Raw genomic sequence first — 17,137 nt, forward strand, 5'->3', positions numbered from 1 at the left:
TTACAGAAAATTCATGTCAATCTTCGCAAGAAAGTCAGAGAGATTACCTTAGATATGGCTGCTAATATGGAATTAATTGCCAAAAGAACTTTCCCAAATGCTACCAGAGTTACAGACCGTTTTCATGTACAAAAACTAGCCACAGAGGCTTTACAGGAAATCAGAATCAAACACAGATGGGAAGCACTGGATGCTGAAAATGATGCTATTGAATTGGCTAAGAAAACCGATACAGAATATGTCCCCATAGTACTCTCCAATGGAGATACTATCAAACAGCTACTAGCCAGAAGCAGATATGTCCTTTACAAAAAAGAGAAAGACTGGACTGAAAACCAAAAGCAAAGAGCTACTTTATTATTCGACCTGTACCCTGACATTAAGCAAGCCTATGACTTAACCATGAGTCTTTCTCATATCTTTGAGAATACCAATGATAAGCTATATGGCCTAACAAGACTGGCTAAATGGCACGAGAAAGTAAGACAGGCTGGTTTTAAATCGTTCAATACAGTAGCCAGGTCAATTCAGAACCATTATAAAACGATTGTAAACTTCTTTGAGAATAGAAGTACTAATGCTTCTGCTGAATCTTTTAATGCTAAAATCAAAGCATTCAGAAGCCAATTCAGAGGGGTGAAGAATATCCCTTTCTTTTTATACAGACTTACGCAAATCTATGCTTAGACTATACCTACCCCACAGGTTTTAGGTTTGATCCTAAACTTTACTAAAGTTAATTATCAGACAATTAAAAAAAAATCAAATTTTCGGTGCTACCGATAGCAAATAACCATACATAGATTGCCTATTAGCTCTATTCAAAGATTTTGATAGGATTAATTACCTTTTTATTCATTACCTCTGCTCCTTTAATCTATTTAGTTGTATGCTTTAGTGAGGCATAGGACTATTCATTGACAATACACGCATCAACTTTCATTAAACAATCAATATATTTAAAAAGTATATAAAGCGTTACATTTATACAAATTAAACAATCTTCAAAAACTCAATCAATGATTAGCATTATCATTCCTACTTATAATGAAGCTGAAAATATCGTTGGGCTTATTCAGTTTTTAAAAGATAACAGTAATGGGTTAGTAAACGAAATCATCGTATCGGATGGAGGAAGCACTGATGAAACCCTTCATTTAGCCCAAAATACCGGTGCAAAAGCGATCCTTTCTCCACAAACAGGTAGAGCAAACCAAATGAATTTTGGTGCATCACAAAGTACAGGAAGCCTCCTGTATTTTATTCATGCCGATACTTTCCCTCCTGCGTCATTTGCCAATGACTTGCTACATTGCATGAATAATAATTTTAACTGTGGCAGGTACAGAACAAAGTTCGACAACTCGAATCTGCTTTTAAAATTCAATGAATTTTTTACTCGTTTTGACTGGTTTGTTTGTTACGGTGGAGATCAAACTTTCTTTATCACAAAGACGCTCTTTGAAAAAATTGGTGGCTTTAAGCCTGATATGAGAATCATGGAAGATTATGAAATTGTGATGAGGGCAAGAAAAGCAGGTTATTATACAATCATTCCTAAAGCAGCAATTATTTCGGCCCGAAAGTATAAAAATAATAGTTGGATACGTGTACAGCTTGCCAATTATAGAATCATACAAATGTTTCATAATGGGGCTTCTCAGATAGAAATGGCAACTACTTACAAGAAACTGCTGAATCCTTAAACTGCGTTAATCATTAAAGCCATCGAATTTTAAAGTAAATCTTTAAAAGGCAACCAATCTTCTATTGTATCAATATCAGAAAGTTGTTTTAATACTGCATAAGAAAGGTTTAGTTCTGATATATTCTGCATAGTGTCCTGATAAACTGTCTCTGTACTCCATTGCTTATTTGTAAACAAACAAGCAAATGCTTTCTTCAATCCAAGTAAATAGTATCCTCCATCGAATGTTGGTCCGATAACGACCTCAGCCGAGTTTAATGTCAAAAACGCTTCTTCCACAATTTCGGTTTCTAATGCCGGACAATCGCTGCCAATAATGAGCACCTTACTATAGCCTTTGTCAAACAGATAAGTGAAAGCATTATACATTCTTTCGCCCAGGTCATTTCCTGTTTGCTGAACTTTGTGAAAGAGATCATTCTCCCATAAGTCATTGTTATTGATACCGTCTGCATAGAAAACAAACTTCTCAGCATCTGTATCTTTAATAACTTTGTGCGTTTTTTTCAATAAGCTGGTATAGACCTGCAAAGCCTGCACATCTCCAATACCTTTTGCCAATCGTGTCTTTACCTTTCCTAATACAGGATTACGCACAAATACAATGATTGCTTTTTGCATATATCTAAGCTACTGCTCCCCCACAACTGGAACCAGAACCAGCCGTGCAGCCATAACAATGTTGATTTAATATAATTGACCGATTTAGTAAGTCAGCAGCGTTAAATTGTGAAATATGCTCCTGACTAACCGCTACTTTCAAGTCAAGCATTTGGTTGAAGTCGCAATCGTACATAAAACCATCCCAACCAATTGAAAGTGTGTTCCGGCACATCACATTTAAAGCGGCTGATGGATTAAAAGCTGTAATAAGCTTATCCATATATTTCTCATAGTTACCAGTCCGCAGCAAATAGTCTAAATAACGACTGATAGGCATATTGGTGATGGTATAAAGATTGTTGAATACAATATTGAATTCCTTCTGTAAGGCTTCTTTGTATTCTTTTTCAAGCGTTGTCTGTGAGGCAGGTAAAAAAGCACCCGCAGGATTATAGACCAGATTTAATAGTAAATTGCTCCCCTCCACACCATATCCAACCCGATTGAGTAACTGAAGTGCTTTGATGCTATCGCCGAATACCCCTGTTCCTCTTTGACGGTCTGTACGATCTTTAGAATAAAAAGGCAACGAAGATACCACTTCAACCCTATGCTGTTTAAAAAAATCGGGCAAATCATGGTATTTCTTATTGGCGAGAATAATAGTCAGGTTACAACGAACAATGATATGCTTGTTTAACTTTTTAATCTCTTCAATAAACCAACGGAAATGTGGATTCATCTCTGGTGCACCACCTGTTAAATCAACGGTTTTAAAAGAGGCATTGGCTTTGAGTACATCCAGACATTGCTGCATGGTTTCAACAGTCATGATTTCTTTTCTGTCGGGCCCGGCATCAACATGACAGTGCTGGCATACCTGATTACACATTTTGCCAACATTTATCTGAAAAATTTCCAGTTGAGTTGGTTTTAATGGATAATGTTCTAAGGCTTCCAGTTTTTCAGTAAACAGTAGTTGTTTAGATGAGTTATTCTGGTTAGTTCCTTGCTCAAGTATATCTATTTGTTGCTGTGTATTAGATAGAATACTTCCCTGTGCTTTCAGTGATTTCATTGAGAATGCTCATTTACATCGCTATTTCTTTTACCTTATTCATCATTTGTACCCCGTGTACCAGGGCTGCTCCCCCTTTAATGGCAGCGGCTACATGAACAGCCTCCATCATTTGGGCTTCACTATAACCTTTTTCAAAGGCATCACTACTGTAAGCATCTATGCAGTAAGGACATTGTACTGCATGTGCAACGGCCAATGCTATTAATGATTTTTCTTTGGCTGTCAAGCTGCTTTCGCCAAATACCTCTCCATACCAGGCGAAGAATTTATCGGCTAAGGGCTTCTGAAATTCGCCAATATTTCCAAACTTGCCTAAATCTTCCGCATTGTAGTAATGATTTTCCATGATAATCAATTAAAGTTTATAGTTATCTAAATATAATTCCCAATCATACTTTTTAAATTCAATAGATGGATTGACCTTTTCAGGAATAATCTTTTTTGCTTTTAATAACTCAATCATTTCAGTCTTACCGCCAAAATCTCCACGAAACCAACTCATAATAGCAGGTAAATGTACTATATTATTTTTAGCATCATAACTGACTTCGCTTTTCAGATAAGCATCAGTAGCTAAATCTAATTGTGCGTTCAGGTTTTCCGGATTATAAAAAGCAATGGGAGGACAGCTTTTAGCACCACAATTCAAGGCGAAATGAATGCGATAATCTACTTTTTCGACACGTAAATCCTCTTCTCTTTTATCAGGAAACCATCTGCTGAAATATCCCAAGCTCCATTTTGGTTTTGAATGACGTAAAATATCATGTTCTATCTGATCTAAACTAAACAATTGCCCTGCAATCCATATTTGTTTGGCTTCAAAAAATGCACTTCTATCTTTATATTTATCAGGGTCTTTTTTTAGAATAACCTGCGTAAAACCATTATAGGCATTTATCCAGAATGCTTTTTTTTCATCGTCTGTAACTAATCGCTTGACCAGTTCATGATAATTAAGTGTTTTCAGTTCTTGCAAAAGTTTATCTGTATTCTCTCCTGTTTTGGCTGAATAGACAAATGTTTGAGAAAGTTGAACAAACTTGTTTGATGATTTTAAATTGTTTGACATTCTACTGATTGGACTTACTACCGAACTGGACATAGAAGATTTTATCTTTTTTCCACTCAACCAGTCATTGATTATTTTTTCATTTAAACTGGCTGCATCCATAATGGCAATGATAGTTCCACTTTTATCAAGGATAACCGTATAAGGAAAGGAAGCAGGCTTAAAAAGGTTGTTAAAAGTATTTTCTTTATCTATAACGACCGGAAACATAAATGGTTTACGTGCTTCTATAAATTTAGTCAGTTTTGCTTCTTCTTCATTAGAAACGAGAATAATGTTCAGGTTATCTTTAAAAGTAGTTTGTAATTGAGCTAAATGAGGTAATGCTTTGATACAAGGGGCGCACCACGTTCCAAAAAAATCTATGATAGTAATTTCTTTTTTAAACTCGTTCAACGAAAAGCCTTTTTTATCAGTATTAAGTACCCTGGTAATTGGAATATTCTTAACAATATCTCCCACTTTATACGCCTGTTGTGCATAGAGTTGAAAAATCAGAAATTGAAAAATTATTACCAGAGATTTTTTTTTCATTTACAGAGATAGGAATGAAACTTATTAATTGCATATACGGCATTTGGCAAGTAACAGTTTTATAAATCTCATAGAATTACTTATGTTACATGAGATTTCTTGCGAAAGTGACTAATGATTGAAAACGGTAGTAGCGTAATTATTCATTCAACTATTAGCATGGGATAGGTTTTTTAAACATTTATTCAGAAATTTGAAACAAAAAGCAGCTCGACTAAAAATGAAAAAGCTCCCCCTGATTTTACTTATTCTATTCCCTCTTTTATGTAAAAGTCAAAATGCCACCATAAATAAATATTTTGATGCAGGTATTCCCACTTTAAATAAAAGCTGGACGGCTCAGGAATATGTAAATGCCATAAACTTATTGGATAAATTAGCAAAAGAAGGTACGTTGGCGTTACCAAGTACCAAGAACGAGACAAAAGATCTATTCTTCAAAATTTCAAACTTTGAGAATTACTGGTTTTTCAAATCTGAAGTAATCGGTTATCAGGATAAAATGACCTTTCTTCTAATGGTTCAAAAGCCACTTCTGACTTTATATTTTACTTATATTTCAAGTGCCAAGGAAATCAATGGAGTGATTGATTACAGTACTGAAATGGTTTCTCTCCAGTTAATAGCTATAAAGTTAACAGACTTACAAATAGAATATACTGAAAAATTTATAGTCGCGAACCCAAATCTGACTAAAATTCAACAAGATGGTTTACAGAAAATGAAGACTGGTTTGAACACTTTTATTTCAGGTAATATTGCAACGCTTAAAGATGAATACATTTATTATCTGGAAGACGATATTTGCAGATTAAGTAAAGTATTCTTTGATTTTTATAGGAAAAACAGGCTGCCTATTGATGAAATCTCAAGAAATGAATTTGACAAAAATATTAAGCTAATGGGCGAAACACATAAGTTAGCTTGTGTAAAAAATCTGGCTAAGTTGTAGTTTATATACTACTCATTACCCTTCCTCCACATACTCCAAAACATCCCCAGGCTGGCAGTTGAGTACCTTGCAGATGGCTTCCAGCGTATCAAAACGAATGCCTTTGGCTTTGCCTGTTTTCAGGATAGATAAATTGACGGTGGTAATGCCGATTTTTTCTGCCAACTCTTTACTTTGCATCTTGCGTTTGGCAAGCATCACATCTACATTGATTATAATTGGCATATCTCAAATAAATAAATCTTGTTCTTTCTGCAATTGTAAACCCTGTTTGAAAATAGCGGCAAAGAAATAGGCAAAAACGCCCAAAATGAAGTGCAAGATAATTAAAATAATAGCCATGTCGTCCACTTCTGTAAAAATACTGGCAAACAATAAGGTCAGGCCTGGCAAAAAAAGATTTGCCCAGTAAAAGTACCGCAATTGTCTGATACCAAAATCTGTAAACAGTTTTGGCTGAAAGAATACCTTAAATATATTGCTGGCGAGCAGAAAGAACAATCCGTATAGCCCCAATACTAAAAGAAAATCAAAGATGATATACGGCATATTGTAATCACCGTTCAGAAAAGGAGTATCTGTAAACGGGTACATGACATGAAAATACTTTTTGTTTTCTCTGAAACCCAACGACCAGCCTGTCAGTAAACTAAAGGCTGAATAAGCCGTAGTGCCTAAATAGAAGAAAGCTAATACACGAGTAATGTAAAAAAGAATTTTAGAAATAATTTTTACTTTGTTCATTTTTCATAATTTTTTAAATATGGAGTAAAAATAAGGTTTAGTTATCATAAAACAATAATTAATTTATTTTCTACAATTATTATTCAACCTTCCGCTTAGTAGCTTTCTTCCTCTTATTTGAATGTTCTATTATTCCTCAAAAAAAATTTTGTAATTTTTGTAATGACTTTCAGGCTCGGTCGTCTATGTTATTGAAATGGATTTAAAAGTATTTACGCAATCGGTTCTTCAGCATCAATCCCGTCTTTTTCGGGTGGCAAAACTCTTCCTCAAGAATACTGAGGAGGCAGAAGACACTGTTCAGGAAATATTTTTAAAGCTATGGGATAAACGTCAGCAACTCGGGGCTTATAATAGTGTAGAAGCATTAGCAGTACAAATGACCAAAAACTTGTGTCTGGATAAACTTAAATCTCATGATTATAACTATACCAGCACAGGTTTAGAAACAATTGAGGTAAATGCCAACACTTATACCCCACATGAGCAGACAGAGTTAGCCGATAGCAATGATTTACTAAAGAAAATCATTGACGATTTACCCGAACTTCAGAAAACGATTCTTCACCTTCGGGATGTAGAGGAATATTCGTTTGAAGAGATTGAACAGATTACCGGACAGACCATCAATAATATCAGAGTCATATTGTCGAGAGCGCGCAAGAGTGTGAGAGACAGTTATTTAAAAACGAACAATTATGTATCAGGAAATTGAAAAATTGCTAGAGAAATATTATGAAGGTGAAACCACACTCCAGGAAGAAAAGTATATCAAAGAGTTTTTCAGTAAAGCAGAGGTGCCAACACATTTGCAGCACCACATAGCCGAGTTTGCGTATTACCGACACGCGGCAAAGGAGACACCCTCGAAAAATCTGAATGAAGTATTACTCAGTAAGATTGAAAAGAAAGGCCGAATCATTCAGTTCAGAACTGTAAGTCTGCGGATAGCGGCAGGATTAGCCCTATTGATAGGGGGTTTTGCTGTAGGATATGCCTATAATAACCGTGGGGGCGAAATAACTATCATTGAAAGCAAGCCCGAAACAGTCATGAAGCAAAGCCTGCAATTTGAGCAGGTAAGTCTGAAATCGGCGAGCGAAAGGATTGAGGCAGTAAACCAGAGTCTGAAACTGAAAGCATTAGACCAGGATTTGACCCAATTGCTGATTAATACGCTGAATTTCGACGATAACGTGAATGTACGTTTGGCCGCTGCTCAGGCATTGGCACGTTTTGAAGACGAGCCTTTGGTAAGAGAAGGACTGATTCAATCGCTTAAAATTCAGACCGACCCGAATATTCAGATAACACTCATTGAATTACTGGTAATGATGAAAGAAAAACGAGCTTCGCAAACACTGGAGCAACTTTCGCAGGACGGCAATGTAATGGATGTAGTGCGTATGAAAGCACAGGAAGGGGCAGCCCAATTAATAACTTTATAAACAATTAATAATTAAACCGATTTCCGAAGAAATGTAAGGCCTTGTTCAGCAGGAAATCACAAGTAAACCAATCAATTTTCAGAATTATCTAAAAGCATATTACAATGAAAAAGAATATCTTAATAGTCGCTTGTATTTTATTAACTGCTGTTTATACGCAAGCCCAGGAATTTAAATCTAAATTAGCCAATACCAAAGATAGCAAAGTAGCTATCGAATTAGATGCCGACAATATTAAAATTGAAGGACATGCCGGAGACGAGGTAATTATCAGAGGAGGCAGTACTGAACCGATACCGGAACAAGCCAAAGGCTTGAAGCCCCTCTACAATACCAATGTTGATAATACCGGACTTGGTCTGGCTGTTAACCTCGAAGGTGGCGTTTTAAAAATTGAGAAAGCCTCAAGAAAATCGTCGAAATACACCATTCTTGTTCCTAATAAAGCCAGTATCATGTTTACCCAAATTAACTTTCAGGGCTCAATGGTTACTGTGAATAATATAGAAGGCGACTTGGAAATAAAAACTAACAATTCAGACATCAGACTAAACAATGTAACAGGCCCTATTGTAGCCAATAGCATCAGTGGTAAACTTACAGCGGTATTTTCTTCGCTTAATCAGGCTACGCCTTCTTCTATCTCTTTGATAAGCGGCGAACTGGACATTACGCTTCCGGCTACTGCTAAAGCTACGCTATCGATGAAATCTATTTCAGGAGAAATCTACACAGATATGGATTTAAACCTGAAATCAGGAAAAGATGGCATGTCAAGAGTAGGTGGTGGCCATAACATTACAGGTAATCTGAATGGTGGTGGTGTGAATCTTCAACTCAACACGATAAGCAGTAATATCTACGTTCGCAAAAAATAACAACCTTTGTCCGATATAAAATTATGAAAAAGCTAATAACATTATTACTATTACTCGGTCTTTGCTATTCGTTTACTTATGCACAGAAAATCATTGAGAAACGTATGCCATTTGCGGCTAACCAATCGGTAGACCTTAACCTCAAATTTGCCGACAACATAAAGGTGCAATACTGGGATAAAGCCGAAGTGTATGTAAAGATTGCTGTTGAAGTGAATGGTGGGAGATTGAATGATGCCTTTACGGTAGATACCAAAAGTAATTCAGAGGAAATCAGAATAAAAACTGATTTTGATGAAGAAATGATTAAAAAAGGCAGGCCGGAAGACTGCCCTGAAACCAAAGACGGACATCGTTCGTCGTGGAGCAGAAACGGAGACAGTTATTATGTTTGCAGTACCATCAATTACGAAGTATATCTGCCTAAAAAAGCTGAGGTAAGTTTAGAAACCATTAATGGCAATATCTGGATAAGCAGCATTAACAGTACCCTTAAAGCAAAAACTATCAGTGGTTTTGTAGAGGTAAACTGGCCAAAAGGCAAAGGCGGTAACCTGGGTATGAAAACCGTTACCGGAGAAGTGTATTCTGACCTTGACATTGCTTTTAAAAACAAAAAACAGAAAAACCCGATAGTAGGTTACCTGTTAGAAGGCACAGTATATGGAGGTGGACCTGAAGTACGCCTCGAATCTATCAGTAATAATGTATATGTGAGGAATAAAAATTGAGTAGAAGTATTATAAATTAAGGTTAAGTTTTGGCAGCTTTGCAAAGTTTCACAACTTGCAAGGCTGCCAAACTTTTATTGGCAGTCTGAATTTCTTTAGCTTCGAGCATAGATTTGAGGATAAACTATTCGTTTCTTTGCAAAAATATTCTTTGCTTCCTATGATAAAGAGACTGAAAGTAACAACCTTGATTGGTTTTATAGCCATTTTTGCGGGTATGCAGGCTAAGGCACAAGCGCCTGAACAAATAAAACTGATAGACCAGTATATTCAGCAAAACATTGATAAGAACCATATACCGGGCTTATCTATAGCTATTGTCAATAAAAATCAGGTAGTTTTCTCGAAAGGTTATGGAAAAGATGGAAACAACAGAGCCATTATCAGCAGTACACCTTTTGCTATTGCTTCACTCAGCAAGGCATTTACAGCGATGGCGGTGATGCAATTGGTTGAGGCCGGAAAGATTAATCTCGACACACCTGTTAAAAACTATATTCCAACTTTTCAGATGGCCGATAGTCGTGCCAACCAGATTACAGTCAGGCAGTTTTTGAATCAGACCAGTGGTTTGTCAGACGTAGTGTATCCTGAGCTAAGTTTTAAGCAACAGCCGGCTTCTACCATGAATACCATTGATAACCTGAAAGACGTTGAATTAGATAGTAAACCGGGCGAAAAATTTCATTATCATAACCCCAATTACCATGTAATGGCTCATTTGGTTGAAGTAGTAAGTCGGGAGAAATTTTCTGATTATATGCAGAAACATATATTTACCCCCCTGCAAATGACCCACTCTGCCAATTACCATAGCACTATGGAGTTTCAGAAACATTTAGCTCAAGGCAATATATTTGTGTTTGGTCAGCCTGTAAAACTCAACGAACCCAACTGGTTTATAGAGGGCTCGGCAGGAATGGTTTCTACTACCTCCGATTTAGCCAAATGGTTGATGATGTACCTCAATAAAGGCGAATATAAGGGGCAGAAATTATTAAGCGAGAAAGGGATAGAAACCATGTTTTCACCGCCTGCCAATAGTTCTTATGGATTGGGCTGGTTTATAGACCCACAAAAGAATGTATCTCATAGTGGTGTACTCTGGACCTATCAGGCAGAGCAGATGATTCTTACCAAAGAGGGTTATGGCATAGTTATTCTTTTTAACAGTGGTATCAATGCCTTTCAGGACTATCATGTTTTCATGCAGGGCGTGAGTCATATACTTACTAATCAGGAAGCTAACCAACCTGTGATGAATGATTCGATTTATGAATTATTGATGGCTACTTTTATACTACTAACCTTGCTGCTTACTTTTATGCGCTTCCGAAACATGAAAACCTGGGTAGCTAAACATCGCCTGAAACCATCTTGGGTAGTTACTACCGAAAATATAATCCGGTTGCTTCCTTTGGCTTTCTTAGTACTGATTCCAAACTTGTTAACCTTATTATCTCATCGGGTATTAAGTTGGGAGCGGATTTTTCTGATGGCACCAAGTGTAATTATCTGGCTTGGCGTAGTAGCCTTTTGCAATCTGCTCATTGTTGTAGTAAGGGTAGTAAATTTAAGGAAACGTTGGTAATCATTGGCACTTGGTCTCATATAGAAGATTTTTCAAATTGTCTTGCCCTATCATTGGTAAGACGATTTGAAAAATCGTGATACATGAAATTATTTCAACTCCCATACTCTAAAGCGTTTTATGGCTACGCTTCCAAATTGCGATTGTCCTTGTGGCATATCCCGTTTACCAATTAGTAAACCTACTTCTCCGGTAGCAGGAAAATTGGCTGACAATTCAAAAGTTCTTACTTCTTCATTATCTATGTAGCAGGTAATTTTTCTCCCGAATTTCTTAACTTTTAGTGTACTCATTTTGTCGTCTTTCATCAAATCTTTTACCCAACGGCTGCCGTTTTCATGGGCATGGCTCATTCCGGTCGGAGGTATTTCAACCGTTCTCCAGCCATCTGTGGTTTTTACAAAATGTGCATTAGATGCTGTTTTATTTTCACTTCTTACCAGCGGTAAAGCCCACACAATACCACACATACCTGCACTACCCACATCGCATTGTACTTCTGCCACAAAATTGTTCAGTTCTTTGCCAATGCCAAAATAATATTCACGTTTCCATGCGCCTAAATATGCTTTGTATTTTCCGTCTTCATAAAATAACCGGTCATTCTTTTTGTCAAAAACGGGCAATTTCAAGGAGCCATTGCCATCAAAGTTTTCTTCTATCAATAAGGTAGCATTTTTCAGGCTTTCTTCTTCTTGTGCTATAGTAGCTTTTGCTTTTAAGGAATCGGCGTGTGCCTTGGCTTTTTGTCTGGCATAGACTGCTTTACCCTCGGGCGTTTGTGAGTACCAGACGGCAAAACCCATGAGGGCAATAAAAGCAACAAAAAGGTAACCTAACATCTTCAGAAATTTCATAATAAAATAGATTAACAGGCTCAAAATAAATGAAATACCTGACATGCTCATTAGCCTTTTTCAGATAAAGCCATTTATTTTTATCGAAGGTTTTTAACAGGTGTTTTCTGTTTATAGAGTTATCTCTGTAGAGCTATAATCAGCTAATATATTATCTGTTTATAAACCGATTATTAATTTAGACTTACGTATATATATTAAAGTAAATTTAATATTATCGTAAGTAACAGCGAATGGAATTCGCCGTCTAAAATAACAACGCGGACGCCGCGCGGGAATTATCATCTTACAGGCGCAGACTAAAGTCTGCACATAACATAAAAATTATTCTGTATAAAATAGAGTTTAATATTTTCGGATAAAGCTTTAGGTTATTTTCGTTATCAAAGTGAGTATTAGACAATTTCATAGTTTAAGTTCCTATACCTGAAGTACATTTCTTTGTTATACTTAATCGGGCTTAGAGACTAAAATGACAGATAGTCTTTTTAAGCTATTTACATTAATTTGCACCTGAAACAGTTTAATAATATCTATTCAATCAAAAACCTGACAATGAAAATCACTCTACTAATTATTCTTTCCTTTGGACTTTTTACTTGCGCCAAGCATCAGACACCACATAATGCGGGCCAAGCATGGCAGAATACCTTACAACAAATTCCGGGAAAAATTGAATGTGAATGGTATAATACAGGCGGTGAAGGGGTGGCTTATCATGATACCGATAGCCTGAATAATGGCAGTGGGAAGCTGAATCCGGCCAATGGCAATTTTTTGAATGAATTCAGGATGAAAGAGGGCGTAGATATTTCTTATACCAAAGCTAACGATATAGATAATACGAAATATAATAAGGTAATGCCCGAAATGAATCAGTTATATGTAGGTTGGACAAAAAACAGCGAATGGATAAAATATTACGTCAATGTAAAAGAAACGGGTAATTACACCGTAGGGTTGATGTACACCGCTAATGGCGATGGCGTTATTTCATTAGATATTGACGGTACACCCATAGCTGAAAACCTGAAGGTTAGCTCAACTTTTGACCCAAACGAGCCTGTAGAGTGGCGCCAGTGGCATCATTGGAACAAAGCAGAATCGTTGGCAGAAGTAAAATTGAAGAAAGGCATTCATACGCTTACGCTGCATACAGTGGCACATGGCAATATGAATTACGATTACCTTGAGTTCAAAAAAATTAATTGACCTTAAACTAAACTGTACGCTGCATGAATCAATATGTAATCATTGCCAGAGATGGTGCTGATGAAGAAGCCATTCATCGACGAATGGAAGCCCGCCCTATCCACCTGGCAGGTGCAAAAAATCTTAAAGAACATAATCAGTTTATTATCGGAGGAGCCATGCTTGATGATTCAGGCAAAATGGTAGGCTCTGTCATGATTGTTCAGTTTGAAAATGATGAAGAAATGAAAAACTGGTATGATAATGAACCTTACATAACTCAGAATGTGTGGCAGTCAATTGAGATAAAACCGTTCAGAGTAGCTAATGTATAACTATTCCAATATTTGGCACTATATTTTTAATAAATTATTAAGTCTATAAATTACCATTTTTTATCTACAAATAAGATATTTACAGCCATAAATTAGCCCATAAAGTCAACTTATTACAACACTTGTATAGCGAGCATTTATTGTAAATTTTTTTTTTAATCACTTTTTAATAATTTTACAGTCCTAAATTTTTTTGTGTCTTTAATTTAATAAACAAACTAAACAAACCTACAAAACATGAGAAAACAATCTCTACTTCTCTTCATGCTGGGGATTCTCTTTACTGCGTGGCAGGCAACTGCACAAGAAAGGACGGTTTCTGGTAAGGTAACGGCTTCAGAAGATGGCTCACCACTCCCAGGTGTAAGTGTAACGGTAAAAGGAACAAAACAAGGAACACAAACAGATGCTTCCGGTATTTACAAAGTTAATGTTTCAGGTAATGCTACTCTGATTTTCAGTTTCATTGGTACAATATCACAAGAAGTACCAGTAGGCACTCGTACAATCGTTGATGTTCAGTTAGTAGCTGACAACAAACAATTAAGTGAAGTTGTGGTTGTAGGTTACGGTACCCAAAAAAGAACCGAATTTACAGGTGCGGCCTCAACCGTAAAAGCTACGCAGATTGCTGAACGTCCTGTACAAAGTTTCGCACAAGGTTTAACGGGTCAGGCTGCCGGTGTGAACATCACACAACCGAACGGTCTGTTAAATAACCCTCCCGTTATCCGTGTGCGTGGTCTTAGCTCACTTTCATTGAGCTCGTTTCCGTTAGTAGTAATTGATGGTATACCTATTACTACAGGTGACGTATCAGGTAACGCCAGTACGAATAACCCATTAGGTGATATTAACCCTGCCGACATCGAGTCAATCGACGTATTGAAAGATGCTGCTTCTGCGGCTATTTATGGTTCTCGTGCAGCTGCCGGGGTATTATTAATTACTACCAAACGCGGTAAATCAGGTAGTGCAAAAGTTTCTATTGATAGCTGGGCTGGTGTAAGCAATGCAGTTCGTTTACCGGACGTATTAAATGCACAACAATACATGGATCATAAAAACATGGCTATTGCTAACGCCTTGTCTATTAATCCGAATGCGATTGCACCTTCTCAACGTAACGATCAAAACAAATCATTCTTACCTAATTACGATGCAAATGGTAATTTAATTGATACAGATTGGTACAAAGAAGTATATCGTACAGGTTTCTCGCAAAACCATAACCTGACCGTACAAGGTGGTACAGAAAAAACCAGCTATTATTTCTCGGCAGGTTTCTCTGACCAGAATGGTTTCCTTGAAGCGAATAGTTTCCAACGTCGCTCTGGCCGTCTTAACTTAGACCATCAGGCTACCAAATGGTTGAAATTATCTGCTAATATCAACTTTACTAATAGCATGAACAAATCACCTAACAGTGGTTCTTATACTGGTGGTGCATTTGCTACTTCAGGTTTAGGTCGTATTGCTGTAGCGCAAGTACCTAACTTGCCTCCTTATAACGAAGATGGTACTTACAACCTTGAAAACAATACAGTAGGTCGTAAAAACAACTTGTTACCAGCACAGTTCCCTAATGCGGCTGCTTTGAGAGACTTGGATAAAAACACCTCTGAAACTAATCGTATCATTTCTAACTTAGCTGCAGAAGTAAAACTATATGAAGGTCTTACTTTCAAGACTACTTACTCTTGGGATTTCAGAAATACAGAAAACATCCGTTTCTGGAACCCATATAATGGTGATGGCTGGTCAGCATTAGGTGATGCTTATAACCAAACCAACCGTGCAGATAACTGGAACTGGATTAATACTTTGCAGTATATGAAAACATTCGGTGAAAAACATAATATTTCATTGGTGGCTGGTTCTGATGTACAAAAAAGAAGAACAACTTCATGGGGTGCGCAACGTCAGGGTCTTGCTGACTTCTTCTTTACTGATTTCCAAGGTAACTTCGGTACTAACCTTGCTGCCGGAAACAACATTTCTCAAGTGGCTTATGAAGCTTACTTAGGTAGCGTGAGTTATAACTTTGCCAATAAATACTTCATCAGCGGTAACTATCGTCGTGATGGTAACTCTGCGCTTTCTGCTGAAAACCGTTGGGGTGATTTCGGTGGGGTATCTGCAGGTTGGACTGTATCTGAAGAAGAATTCTTCAAGAGCATGGGTCTTGGTAACAAAATCTCCTCATTACGTTTGAAAGCAAGCTGGGGTAAAGTTGGTAATGGTAACCTTAACAACGCTTATGGTTCGTTCTCTACTTTTAGTTCTGGTCTTCATGGTTCTGCTGCTACTTTATCGTTCAACCAGGCAGGTAATAAAGATTTGAAATGGGAAACAAGTGAGCAGACTAACATTGGTTTAGACCTTAGCTTCCTTAACGACCGTGTTACTTTTGAGGCTAACTGGTATAACAAAAACATCAATAACATGATTCTTGATGTACCACAGGCACCATCAAAAGGTATTCCTGGTAACTCTATTCTTGCCAACGTTGGTTCAATGTACAACAGAGGCTGGGAGTTTGCAATCACTGCAGTACCAGTTAATAAAGGTGGTTTCACATGGTCAACTAACCTGAATTTCTCTACCAACAAAAATATGGTTACTGCCCTTGTTGATGACAATACGCCAATCCTTACTAATACTTCTGGCTTAGAAGCAACAAGTATTACTAAAGTTGGTTACTCTGCGGCACAGGTGTATGGTGTAATAACACGTGGTGTTAACCCTGCTAATGGTCGTCGTATTTTTGTTACACGTGATGGCAAAGAAGTACAATACCTACACTTAGGTGGTCCTAATGCCTGGACTTTCCTTGACGGAACACCAACAACTTCGCCATCTGCTCAACAACAAATATTGGGTGGTACTATCCCAACCTGGTATGGTGGTTTCAACAACAACTTCAAATACAAAGGATTTGATTTAGCGGTGAACTTCACATTCTCTGGTGGTAACTACATTTATAACGGTAGCAAAGCCGGTTTAAGAGACCAACGTGTGTGGAACAATTCTGTAGATGTATTGAACTCATGGAAAAATACAGGTGATATTACTGACGTTCCAAGAGCAGTCTATGGTGATAACGTATCAAACGGTTCATCATTCCTTATCTCTGAAAACCTTGAAAAAGGAGATTTCTTACGTTTACAAACAGCTACTTTGGGTTACCGTATCCCAAGTACATTTGGCAAAACAGGTATTACTTCATTAAGAATTTATGTTCAGGTGAACAACGCCTTCTTGCTTACCAAATATACAGGTGTTGACCCTGAAATCTCAACCAACGGAGATTCTAACCTTGCTTCTGGTATTGAGCGTAATAGCATTCCACAAGGAAGACAATTCACGGCTGGTCTTAACCTAAGTTTCTAATTCTAAATGACATTGATTT

18 protein-coding genes are annotated in these 17,137 nt (G+C 37.1%); 11 read left to right on the top strand and 7 right to left on the bottom strand.

Going from position 1 to position 17,137, the window contains the following annotated elements; genetic code table 11:
• Together EWM59_RS22430 and EWM59_RS22435 are read left to right on the top strand one after the other, a co-directional pair.
• Positions 1-687: ISAon1 family transposase (locus tag EWM59_RS22430; protein WP_130021165.1), on the top strand; the 687-nt coding region annotated here is incomplete at its 5' end.
• Between the two features lie 332 nt (positions 688-1,019).
• Complete coding sequence (locus EWM59_RS22435; RefSeq protein ID WP_130023493.1) at positions 1,020-1,706, top strand: TIGR04283 family arsenosugar biosynthesis glycosyltransferase; 687 nt, start codon at positions 1,020-1,022, stop codon at positions 1,704-1,706.
• A 29-nt stretch (positions 1,707-1,735) separates the two neighbouring features.
• Here EWM59_RS22435 and EWM59_RS22440 read toward each other — a convergent pair whose 3' ends face one another.
• From EWM59_RS22440 to EWM59_RS22455, 4 genes are read right to left on the bottom strand one after another with little or no spacing between them, the layout of a single operon-like run.
• On the bottom strand, positions 1,736-2,329 hold the full coding sequence (locus tag EWM59_RS22440; protein WP_130023494.1) for a TIGR04282 family arsenosugar biosynthesis glycosyltransferase: 594 nt from the start codon (positions 2,327-2,329) through the stop codon (positions 1,736-1,738).
• A gap of 4 nt (positions 2,330-2,333) precedes the next feature.
• Positions 2,334-3,389, bottom strand: coding sequence for an arsenosugar biosynthesis radical SAM (seleno)protein ArsS (gene arsS, locus EWM59_RS22445; protein ID WP_130023495.1), 1,056 nt, complete (start codon positions 3,387-3,389; stop codon positions 2,334-2,336).
• A gap of 13 nt (positions 3,390-3,402) precedes the next feature.
• Positions 3,403-3,738, bottom strand: a complete 336-nt coding sequence (locus EWM59_RS22450) for an arsenosugar biosynthesis-associated peroxidase-like protein (protein ID WP_130023496.1) — start codon at positions 3,736-3,738, stop codon at positions 3,403-3,405.
• A 9-nt stretch (positions 3,739-3,747) separates the two neighbouring features.
• Positions 3,748-4,998 (bottom strand): DUF547 domain-containing protein, encoded by a 1,251-nt coding sequence (locus EWM59_RS22455; RefSeq protein ID WP_130023497.1) that lies wholly within the window; start codon positions 4,996-4,998, stop codon positions 3,748-3,750.
• 193 nt (positions 4,999-5,191) lie between these two features.
• On the opposite strand from EWM59_RS22455, the gene EWM59_RS22460 reads away from it, so the two are divergent.
• Positions 5,192-5,950, top strand: coding sequence for a hypothetical protein (locus EWM59_RS22460; protein WP_130023498.1), 759 nt, complete (start codon positions 5,192-5,194; stop codon positions 5,948-5,950).
• Between the two features lie 15 nt (positions 5,951-5,965).
• Here the strand turns inward: EWM59_RS22460 and EWM59_RS22465 are convergent, their stop codons facing one another.
• Together EWM59_RS22465 and EWM59_RS22470 are read right to left on the bottom strand one after the other, a co-directional pair.
• Positions 5,966-6,175, bottom strand: coding sequence for a helix-turn-helix domain-containing protein (locus EWM59_RS22465; protein ID WP_130023499.1), 210 nt, complete (start codon positions 6,173-6,175; stop codon positions 5,966-5,968).
• 3 nt (positions 6,176-6,178) lie between these two features.
• Positions 6,179-6,694 carry a DUF2975 domain-containing protein gene (locus EWM59_RS22470; RefSeq protein WP_130023500.1) on the bottom strand — a complete coding sequence of 172 codons (516 nt, stop codon included), beginning with the start codon at positions 6,692-6,694 and terminating at the stop codon, positions 6,179-6,181.
• A 196-nt stretch (positions 6,695-6,890) separates the two neighbouring features.
• Between EWM59_RS22470 and EWM59_RS22475 the strand changes: the two genes are divergently transcribed.
• From EWM59_RS22475 to EWM59_RS22495, 5 genes are all read left to right on the top strand, one after another.
• Entirely contained in the window at positions 6,891-7,409 is a 519-nt protein-coding gene (locus tag EWM59_RS22475) for a GFO_1088 family ECF-type sigma factor (RefSeq protein WP_130023501.1), read from the top strand.
• Entirely contained in the window at positions 7,393-8,142 is a 750-nt protein-coding gene (locus EWM59_RS22480; RefSeq protein WP_130023502.1) for a PG0215 family putative anti-sigma factor, read from the top strand. The genes EWM59_RS22475 and EWM59_RS22480 overlap by 17 nt, the downstream gene beginning before the upstream one ends.
• A gap of 104 nt (positions 8,143-8,246) precedes the next feature.
• Entirely contained in the window at positions 8,247-9,020 is a 774-nt protein-coding gene (locus tag EWM59_RS22485) for a DUF4097 family beta strand repeat-containing protein (RefSeq protein WP_130023503.1), read from the top strand.
• Between the two features lie 23 nt (positions 9,021-9,043).
• On the top strand, positions 9,044-9,751 hold the full coding sequence (locus EWM59_RS22490; RefSeq protein ID WP_130023504.1) for a DUF4097 family beta strand repeat-containing protein: 708 nt from the start codon (positions 9,044-9,046) through the stop codon (positions 9,749-9,751).
• Positions 9,752-9,911: 160 nt separating this feature from the next.
• A complete protein-coding gene (locus EWM59_RS22495; protein WP_130023505.1) occupies positions 9,912-11,342 on the top strand; it encodes a serine hydrolase domain-containing protein in 1,431 nt (476 codons plus the stop codon).
• A gap of 89 nt (positions 11,343-11,431) precedes the next feature.
• Here EWM59_RS22495 and EWM59_RS22500 read toward each other — a convergent pair whose 3' ends face one another.
• A complete protein-coding gene (locus EWM59_RS22500) occupies positions 11,432-12,199 on the bottom strand; it encodes a hypothetical protein (RefSeq protein WP_130023506.1) in 768 nt (255 codons plus the stop codon).
• A 555-nt stretch (positions 12,200-12,754) separates the two neighbouring features.
• Here EWM59_RS22500 and EWM59_RS22505 point away from each other — a divergent pair.
• From EWM59_RS22505 to EWM59_RS22515, 3 genes are all read left to right on the top strand, one after another.
• Positions 12,755-13,411: a carbohydrate-binding protein gene (locus EWM59_RS22505; protein ID WP_130023507.1), complete on the top strand. Its 657-nt coding sequence runs from the start codon at positions 12,755-12,757 to the stop codon at positions 13,409-13,411.
• A gap of 23 nt (positions 13,412-13,434) precedes the next feature.
• A complete protein-coding gene (locus tag EWM59_RS22510) occupies positions 13,435-13,725 on the top strand; it encodes a YciI family protein (protein ID WP_130023508.1) in 291 nt (96 codons plus the stop codon).
• Between the two features lie 237 nt (positions 13,726-13,962).
• Positions 13,963-17,118, top strand: a complete 3,156-nt coding sequence (locus tag EWM59_RS22515; protein WP_130023509.1) for a SusC/RagA family TonB-linked outer membrane protein — start codon at positions 13,963-13,965, stop codon at positions 17,116-17,118.
• Positions 17,119-17,137 lie beyond the last annotated feature (19 nt).

Origin of the sequence: Emticicia agri (assembly GCF_004168285.1) — a bacterium.
Classification (GTDB): domain Bacteria; phylum Bacteroidota; class Bacteroidia; order Cytophagales; family Spirosomataceae; genus Emticicia; species Emticicia agri.

Coding starts and splice junctions, on each gene's coding strand:
- EWM59_RS22490 (WP_130023504.1), top strand. CDS start 9,044: ATGAAAAAGCTAATAACATTATTACTATTACTCGGTCTTTGCTATTCG.
- EWM59_RS22435 (WP_130023493.1), top strand. CDS start 1,020: ATGATTAGCATTATCATTCCTACTTATAATGAAGCTGAAAATATCGTT.
- EWM59_RS22500 (WP_130023506.1), bottom strand. CDS start 12,199: ATGAAATTTCTGAAGATGTTAGGTTACCTTTTTGTTGCTTTTATTGCC.
- EWM59_RS22480 (WP_130023502.1), top strand. CDS start 7,393: ATGTATCAGGAAATTGAAAAATTGCTAGAGAAATATTATGAAGGTGAA.
- EWM59_RS22455 (WP_130023497.1), bottom strand. CDS start 4,998: ATGAAAAAAAAATCTCTGGTAATAATTTTTCAATTTCTGATTTTTCAA.
- EWM59_RS22485 (WP_130023503.1), top strand. CDS start 8,247: ATGAAAAAGAATATCTTAATAGTCGCTTGTATTTTATTAACTGCTGTT.
- EWM59_RS22505 (WP_130023507.1), top strand. CDS start 12,755: ATGAAAATCACTCTACTAATTATTCTTTCCTTTGGACTTTTTACTTGC.
- EWM59_RS22450 (WP_130023496.1), bottom strand. CDS start 3,738: ATGGAAAATCATTACTACAATGCGGAAGATTTAGGCAAGTTTGGAAAT.
- arsS (WP_130023495.1), bottom strand. CDS start 3,389: ATGAAATCACTGAAAGCACAGGGAAGTATTCTATCTAATACACAGCAA.
- EWM59_RS22465 (WP_130023499.1), bottom strand. CDS start 6,175: ATGCCAATTATAATCAATGTAGATGTGATGCTTGCCAAACGCAAGATG.
- EWM59_RS22470 (WP_130023500.1), bottom strand. CDS start 6,694: ATGAACAAAGTAAAAATTATTTCTAAAATTCTTTTTTACATTACTCGT.
- EWM59_RS22510 (WP_130023508.1), top strand. CDS start 13,435: ATGAATCAATATGTAATCATTGCCAGAGATGGTGCTGATGAAGAAGCC.
- EWM59_RS22440 (WP_130023494.1), bottom strand. CDS start 2,329: ATGCAAAAAGCAATCATTGTATTTGTGCGTAATCCTGTATTAGGAAAG.
- EWM59_RS22495 (WP_130023505.1), top strand. CDS start 9,912: ATGATAAAGAGACTGAAAGTAACAACCTTGATTGGTTTTATAGCCATT.
- EWM59_RS22515 (WP_130023509.1), top strand. CDS start 13,963: ATGAGAAAACAATCTCTACTTCTCTTCATGCTGGGGATTCTCTTTACT.
- EWM59_RS22475 (WP_130023501.1), top strand. CDS start 6,891: ATGGATTTAAAAGTATTTACGCAATCGGTTCTTCAGCATCAATCCCGT.